The sequence below is a fragment of the Verminephrobacter aporrectodeae subsp. tuberculatae At4 genome (genome assembly GCF_000193225.1).
Classification (GTDB): Bacteria; Pseudomonadota; Gammaproteobacteria; order Burkholderiales; family Burkholderiaceae_C; genus Acidovorax; species Acidovorax aporrectodeae.
Genome location: NZ_AFAL01000743.1, coordinates 1 through 1,882, shown reverse-complemented (window position 1 = coordinate 1,882; position 1,882 = coordinate 1). Strand labels below are relative to the sequence as shown.

The 1,882-nt window shown below is 71.6% G+C and carries 1 protein-coding gene; it reads right to left on the bottom strand.

Annotation, left to right across the window (positions count from 1 at the left end; translation table 11 throughout):
- The coding region (locus tag VTU_RS29100) for a glycine cleavage T C-terminal barrel domain-containing protein (RefSeq protein WP_010108358.1) at window positions 1–1,882 on the bottom strand (1,882 nt) is incomplete at both ends.

The window sequence follows — 1,882 nt, the reverse complement described above, 5'->3', positions numbered from 1 at the left end:
CACGAACACGCTGCCCGCCACGCGCGCGGCCGTGGCCCGGCCCTGCGCGTGCGCGTACAGGGTCTGGTGCACGCGCTGGCTGCCCCCGGCGACCACGGCGAGCGCGATCGAGCGGCCCAGGAAGGCGCTGTGGTAGCTCGAAGTCACATGGCCGAGCATCGGGTTGTGCGCGCCGACGTGGGCGCTTTCCATGATCTGCGCGCCCTCGGAGAGCACCACCGAAGGGTCCTCGGGCAGCAGACCGACCAGCTGCTTGCGGTCTGCGCGCGCGGTGTCGCTGCGCGCCAGCGAGCGTTTTCCGAGGAAGCTGAACGCCTTCTTCATGCCCACGGCCCAGCCCATTCCCAGGTCCAGCGGGCTCACCGATCCGTCGGTGTCCTGCCCGACGATGATGAAGCCCTTTTCGGCGCGCAGCACGTGCATGGTTTCCGTGCCGTAGGGCGTGATGTCGAAATCCGCCCCGGCGGCGATCACGGCCTCCCACAGCGCGTGGCCGTAGCCGGATTCGACGTTCAGCTCGTACGCCAGCTCGCCGGAAAAGCTGACGCGAAAAACCCGGGCCGGCAGACCGTGCACCGTGCCCGCGCGCCAGTCCATGAAGCGGAAGTTTTCGGCCGAGAGATCGATGTCCGGGCACAGCCGGGCCAGCACCGCGCGGGCCTTCGGGCCGACGAGCGCAATCGTCGACCAGTGGTCCGTGACCGAGGTCAGCCACACCCTGAGTTCGGGCCACTCGCTCTGGTGCCAGCGCTCCAGCCAGTTCAGCACCCGCGCCGCGCCGCCGGTGGTCGTGGTCATGTAGAACTGGTTCGGCGTGATGCACGCGGTCACGCCGTCGTCCATCACCATGCCGTTCTCATCGAGCATCAGGCCGTAGCGGCACTTGCCCACCGCGAGCTGGGTCCAGGCGTTGGCGTAGACGCGGTTGAGGAACTCGCGCGCGTCCGGGCCGTCGATCTGGATCTTGCCCAGGGTGGACGCGTCCATGAGCGCGACGCCGTTGCGCGCAGCCAGGCACTCGCGGCCCACGGCGGCGCGCAAGTCCTCCCCGGCCCGGGGGAAGTACCAGGGCCGCAGCCACTGGCCCACCGGCTCCAGCGCCGCGCCGCGTGCCACGTGCGCCGCGTGCAGCGCGGTGTAGCGGCTGGGGTCGAAGCAGTCCTGCACCATCGTCCCGGCGAGCGCGCCCAGGCTCACCGGGGTGTAGGCCGGGCGGTAGGTGGTGGTGCCGACCTCGCCCATGGAGCGCTTCAGGGCGCGGGCGGTGATGGCGATGCCATTCACGTTCGACAGCTTGCCCTGGTCGGTGCCGAAACCCAGCGCGGTGTAGCGCTTCACATGCTCGATCGCGTGGTAGTTCTCGCGCACGGCGATCTCGATGTCCGCCGCGGACACGTCGTTCTGGTAGTCCACGAAGGCCACGGCGCCCGCGCCCTCGGGTCGGCCGTCGGGCATGCGGAACATCGGCCGCATGGCCAGCTGCTGGCGCGCGGGGCAGTCCGGCGTCTGCAAGGGCGCGGTCCTGCCGAACGCCGCCAGAACGCCCTGCATGGCCTCGGTGGTCTGCGCCAGCGCCGCCGGCAGATCGAAGGCCCCCGTGACCGCGCCCACGCAGGCCACGCCTTGGCGCCCGGCGCGCGGGAGAACGAAGGCCGCCGCCGTCTCGTCCCACGCGGGGTGGCTGCCGTCGTGGCAGAACAGATGCACCGTCGGCGACAGCCCGCCCGAGCTCAGCACCACGTCGCAGGCGACGTGCGTTGCTGGGCAGGCGACGTGCGTTGCCGGCCCGGCGACCTCGTCGCGCGTGGCGTGCAGCGCGACCAGGCGCGCGCCCGTGACCTCGCGGCCGCCGCAGGCCTCGGCAATGCCATGGCCCGCGAGC